A 5623-nucleotide genomic window follows, 5' to 3' on the forward strand; every position below is an offset into this window, starting at 1 on the left:
CTACTAGCTAAATGGGCCTGGGCTGCATCTTCAAAGATAGTCAGATTATGGCTGCGGGCAAAATCCTCTAATTTTTGGGGTGATACCATCTGTCCGTACAGGTGTACGGGTAGAATGGCGCGGGTGTTGGGGGTAATTTTTTGGGCGGCCGCCGCGAGGTCAATTAAGGCCGTATCGAGGTGACAATCAACTAAAACTGGTTTGGCCCCCGCTTGAATAACACCCATGAGAGTGGCGACAAAGGTATTAGCGGGGACTAGCACTTCATCCCCGGCACCGATGCCGTAAGCTTGTAAAGCCAGGGCAAGAGCAGCAGTGCCAGAAGCTACTCCCACAGCATACTCGACTCCGCAAGCTTGGGCAAAGGCGGTTTCAAATTCGGCTAAAGCTTGGCCTAAAACAAAATCTCCTCGGTCGATAACTGTTTGGATTGCCTCGGTAATTTTTGCTTGTAGGGGCTGATTTTGCCAAGTTAAATCAACAAAGGGAACTTTGATTAAATGGGAATTCATCTATTGCTTGTTTAGGGAGATATTATTAAGTATTCAAGAGACTAGCATAGGTTTGATCAAGTTGTCTAGATTTGTAGGCTCTCTTGTCCTTGTGTTCTTTGTGCCTCTGTGGTTTATCCTTAATCCTTCTGGGATAACCTGAGAAAAAGTATAGGCTAGGCTAGATTCTAACCCAGCTAAACCAAGAGAGCCGATTGGTATTCAGGGGGTTTGGCCTTGACTTGGCCAAAAGAATTAAGTTGACTGCCTAGCTATTTATTTTTGCCGCCAAACTTTGAAGATAATTACTAAGTGGGTGGGTGGAATTAAATATAAGATGAACGTAGGTTGGGCTTCGGCCGTGAGCTTTTGCCGAACGGTTGAAGCATGAAACCCAACGCCTCAAAGGATTTAGTATAAGAAGTTAAGAACGGGAAAAGGCCAAGAGTTTTCCCGGTTTGATAAAAAGAGAGATTAATATTAAATATTTGTAAACTTTTTTGCCTAAGTTACTTTTCTGTGGTATGCAAATCTTTACTGCTCCGATTCGGGGGTTTCTTGGGGGGTGTCATCGTTGTTGGTTTTTGGTTCTTGTCCTTTAAAAATCGTGATAGATCGCCAAAAACCCTCTAAAAACTGATTGAAGGTCGTTTCATTGATTTTACCCGTCCAGAGCAATAACACAATCACAATAAGAGCAAAGATAAAAATAATTGTCAAAACGCTGGTAATATGCTTTGAATCTGGCACAAAATGGGCAAACACCGCAACTATACAAGCAACCACAGCGAAAACCAGCAACAAAGCGAGACTAGGTTTCAGGAGATTGGGAGTTTCTGGCGTTTTGGGACTCATAGGACGATTTTCTCGGCTTTTGCGGCTACGTTCCTCCTTTATATCGAGATCTCTTGCTCTTTCTGTCTTAGATTCCACCCCTTCTAAGATATCGCGGATATTATATTTGCCGCGCAAACCGGGGAGAGTTGCTTCGACGATACCTTGGCGATCGAGTTTTATCAGATGGAGATAATCGACGGGAACTTCTACCCCGGTGGGTTTTTCCCCTTGCAATTCTCGAATCACTAACTTTTCCTGTACGGCTAAATTAGGGATAGTAGCGTGAATTTTATCAAAATCTGTCTTAATAATAGCTAAAAGCGCACTAGCACGGGAACCCTGGGCTTTTATGCTGATATAGTTATCTTCCTCGTCGGCACGCACCAAAGCTTTATTAAGATCCATTGTCAGAACCACACCACTACGCCAACGCATGGTTTTATAGATCATCTGGTGATTACGGACGATAAAGCGGGAAATAATGCTACCGGGCAGGATATCATAACGGTACTGGAAGTGTAAAGGTGCGTTTTCGTAGATATCCACATCCGGTTCATCGATGGGTAGAAGATCGGTGATTAGATAGCGATCGGGACTGTAACCATCAAGGGGAAAACAGAGTTCAAATTTTCCCATCAAATCCATCAAAAATCGGCGTTTATTTTCGGGATAACGTTGGTTTTTTTTGAGAATATCTTGCAGATCTGGCAGTGAAAGAATGCCCTTTTTTTGCACCATCAAATCGTGATTATTGAGAATATCATAAACACCGCTAGTTACCCATTCCGGGTTCAGGACATTGGTTTCATTCAGTCGCGGATCATCTTGGTAGTTGAGGACAATACCGAGATCGTGGAGAAACTGCACTAAACTTTTTTGATCGCTGGCCTCTTTAATCTCGGCTGTCTGACACATTTCCTGATACTTTTCGTAGGAAATAAAGTCATAACTCTCTTGCATCGCTTCTAGTTGAGTTTTGATCTCAAACCAACTATTAGGCAATAAATCTTTGATATGGGGAATAGCATCGATTTGAGAGGCGATTTCCTGCACAAGTTGCTCGATTCCCACACCGGTTTTACAGGAAGTGGCGATTAGCTTGGTGATTTGGGGATATTTTTTCCGGAGGGTGCGGATCTTAACTTGCGGGGGATTTTCATCGGCACAATTACCCACGATAATCACGGGAGAATTGCCTCCGTAGGTTTCAATGAGTTTTAACCAGTATTCCAGACGGTTTTGCTGTTCATTTTTGCGGTTGTCGAGGACAAGCAGATAAAGACTGCGTTTAGTCAGAAAAAACTGATGGGTGGTTTGCATCACTTTCTGACCGCCAAAATCCCAGATATTGAGGCGAATATCGGGTTTTTGGGGCAGTGGCCACTTTTCAATATTAATGCCGGGGGTCTTGGGTTCTCCGGAATTAAAGGTATTGTGCAGTAACCGCTTTAACAGGGAAGTTTTCCCCACATCCCCCTCCCCCACCAATAAAACTTTAAGCTCATTAAGAGGGCGTTTTTCCCCTTTATGCTTGAGATAACTAAAAATCGCCTGCGGATTGCCATCATCCCATATTGTTTTACCCCATCCCTGACGAATAATTTCCGGGGGAACGTTGGTAATCGGGTTATTTTCGAGGACTAATCGCTTCAGGTTGACTAGGTGAAGGTGAGCAAGCGCTTCTGGTATCTCCCTGATTTGGTTATTGTAGAGATAGAGGTATTGCAGGGAGGTGAGGTGAGCGAGCGCTTCTGGAATCTCCCTGATTTGGTTATCGCTGAGGTCGAGGATTTGCAGGGAGGTGAGGTGAGTGAGTGCTTCTGGTATCTCGCTGATTTGGTTATCGCTGAGATAGAGGACTTGCAGGGAGGTGATGTGAGCGAGCGCTTCTGGAATCTCCCTGATTTGGTTATCGCTGAGGTCGAGGCCTTGCAGGGAGGTGATGTGAGCGAGCGCTTCTGGAATCTCCCTGATTTGGTTATTGCTGAGGTCGAGGAATTGCAGGGAGGTGAGGTGAGCGAGCGCTTCTGGAATCTCCCTGATTTGGTTATTTCTGAGGTTGAGGTATTGCAGGGAGGTGAGTTGAGGGATTTCGGGGGGAATTTCTGTTAAGTTTTTGTTGGACAGATCCAACTTCCCCGCTCTTTCGTCCTTTGCCCGTTGAATTAACTCTAATACTTCCTGTGCTGTCATTGACCATCCCCCCGCTACTATATTTACTCCATTTTGGCAAAAGATCCAGTTAATGCCACTGGTTGAGACCTCATCAGCTTGAGTTGAGTTTCTGGAGAGTGAACTGAAAACTCGCATCTGATGACCGATAACTGAGTGACTAAAGTTGAGAATTCCCTTAAGATAAAGTAAATAAGTGTAAAGAAACTGAAAGTTAGCCTACACCCTTGCTGAAAAAATTCTCATTGTCTAGAAGTGCTATGCTCAATCGTTTTTGCCGAGGAATCTCGATCGCTCTTGTCATTGGTGTCATTAGCTGTCTGGGTTGGATTATCTGCCCAAATCAAGCTCTAGCGGTGAATAATCCCGAATTACTGCCCAATCAAGCCACTCCGATCGTTGATTTAGCCAATTATCTACCCGCAAAACAGGAAGAGGCATTAATCCGAGATATCGAGACATTTCAAGGGGAAACCGGCTGGAAAATGCGAGTTTTAACCCAATATGACCGCAGCCCCGGCCGAGCAGTGATTAATTTCTGGGGATTGGATGATAAAAGTATTCTCCTAGTGGCCGATGGTCGCGGCGGTAATCTACTATCTTTTAGTATTGGTGATGCCGTCTATGAATTTTTACCCCGCACTTTTTGGATCGAATTACAGGCCCGTTTCGGTAATATGTATTTTGTCCGGGAAAATGGCGAAAATAATGCGATCGTACAATCCTTAGACACGGTAAAAGGCTGTTTAGTTAAAGGTGGTTGTGCGGTGGTCCCCGGTTTACCGAGGGAACAGTGGATTTTAACTTTAATTACCTCAATTGTCGGCGGTTTAGTCTTCGGTTTTGCCGGTATTCCCCGCAAAGAAGGACAGGTTTTCGCTTGGCAATGGGTTTTAATTGTCTCTCCCCTCTGGTTTATCCTCTTTGTTGCTTTTGGCATCGGACCAGTGGTTACTCGCACCAGTGAATTACTGCCCCTTTTCCGCAATTTAATCGGTTTTGCCCTTGGAGTTTTAGTCGCCTATCTTTCCCCTCGTTTTAATTCCCTCAACGCCTCAAAAACCTAAAAATTAGCGGCTTTTCAGTGATCAGTAATCAGTAATCAGTGAAAAGAAAGTAGCGAAGTTTTTACCTATAACTGATACCATTTTTCACAAGTAAGCTAAGACGTATTTAAACTGCTTATTCTTGGATTAGCCGAATCTCCTCCAATCCCCCTTGCCCCCCCGATGTCGGGGGGGTTGGGGGGGTAAGATACCTGCCAAGAATAAAGAAAAATGGTATGATAGCTGACGGCAGCCCCTCATGGTTCGATCGATCTAGCTCTGTTACAATTAGAAACATTGTGGAGTGAGTGAGATAACGTTTATGTGGGTCAATACTCAAAGTGAGATTATTAGTAAGGTTTTGCCGCCAGCAGTACGTCTGTTCTTGAGAACACAAGTAGAACAGATAGAAGATTTAGAAATGCAGCTGCAAGGTCATGATCGGCAAATTTTGCGCGGTTACATCCCCGGGGTATTTTTAGCCGTAGGAAAAGCGATTTATCAGGGTTTACATCTAGGTAAAGCGCAATTAAGAGGGGAAAATATTCGTCTTAATATCGGGCAGGTTTTGCGAGGGAAACCCCTAAAAATTTTGGAACCTATTCGGGTTAGCGGTGAGGTGGAAATTAACGAGCAGGATTTAAATAATTCGATCGCCTCGACTATTTTAGTTAATGCTTTTGCCGATTTACTAATTTTTTCCCTAGAAAATAACGGAATTGTTAACGCCAGAGAAATTATCTCACAACAGCGTTTTAACTGGAAAAATGTTCTCCTAAATCAGGGTTATTTCTCTCTTCTCGGCCATAGAGAAACGGGTGCGGAAGTAATTTTTAGCGCTGATATTACCTTAAAAGATGCCCGCACTTTAGGGATTAGTCCCCGACAATGGCAAGGTTTAGCCCCAGATTTATCTATTGATTTGCAACCCTTTACCGTCGATTTAGGCAAAGATGTGGAGATTAAATCTTTTATTCTCGAAGATCAAACTCTTTTCTGTCAGGGAAGTTTTTTGATTTTACCTTAACAATAAACGGGATGATTCTGGTGGGTTAACTTAGTTTAACCCCCCTAATT

General features: G+C 43.8%; 4 protein-coding genes. 2 read left to right on the forward strand and 2 right to left on the reverse strand.

All coding sequences use genetic code 11. The features are described from left to right. On the reverse strand, positions 1-512 hold a 512-nt coding region (locus IQ242_RS15465; RefSeq protein ID WP_193960572.1), incomplete at its 3' end, for a DegT/DnrJ/EryC1/StrS aminotransferase family protein. Between the two features lie 513 nt (positions 513-1025). Then, entirely contained in the window at positions 1026-3521 is a 2496-nt protein-coding gene (locus tag IQ242_RS15470; protein WP_193960573.1) for a COR domain-containing protein, read from the reverse strand. A gap of 239 nt (positions 3522-3760) precedes the next feature. Between IQ242_RS15470 and IQ242_RS15475 the strand changes: the two genes are divergently transcribed. Further along, positions 3761-4567, forward strand: a complete 807-nt coding sequence (locus tag IQ242_RS15475; protein ID WP_012266581.1) for a TPM domain-containing protein — start codon at positions 3761-3763, stop codon at positions 4565-4567. Positions 4568-4868: 301 nt separating this feature from the next. Next, positions 4869-5573, forward strand: coding sequence for a DUF2993 domain-containing protein (locus IQ242_RS15480; protein WP_193960574.1), 705 nt, complete (start codon positions 4869-4871; stop codon positions 5571-5573). The last annotated feature ends 50 nt before the right edge of the window (positions 5574-5623 follow it).

The organism is Microcystis sp. LEGE 08355, from assembly GCF_015207185.1.
Lineage (GTDB): Bacteria > Cyanobacteriota > Cyanobacteriia > Cyanobacteriales > Microcystaceae > Microcystis > Microcystis panniformis.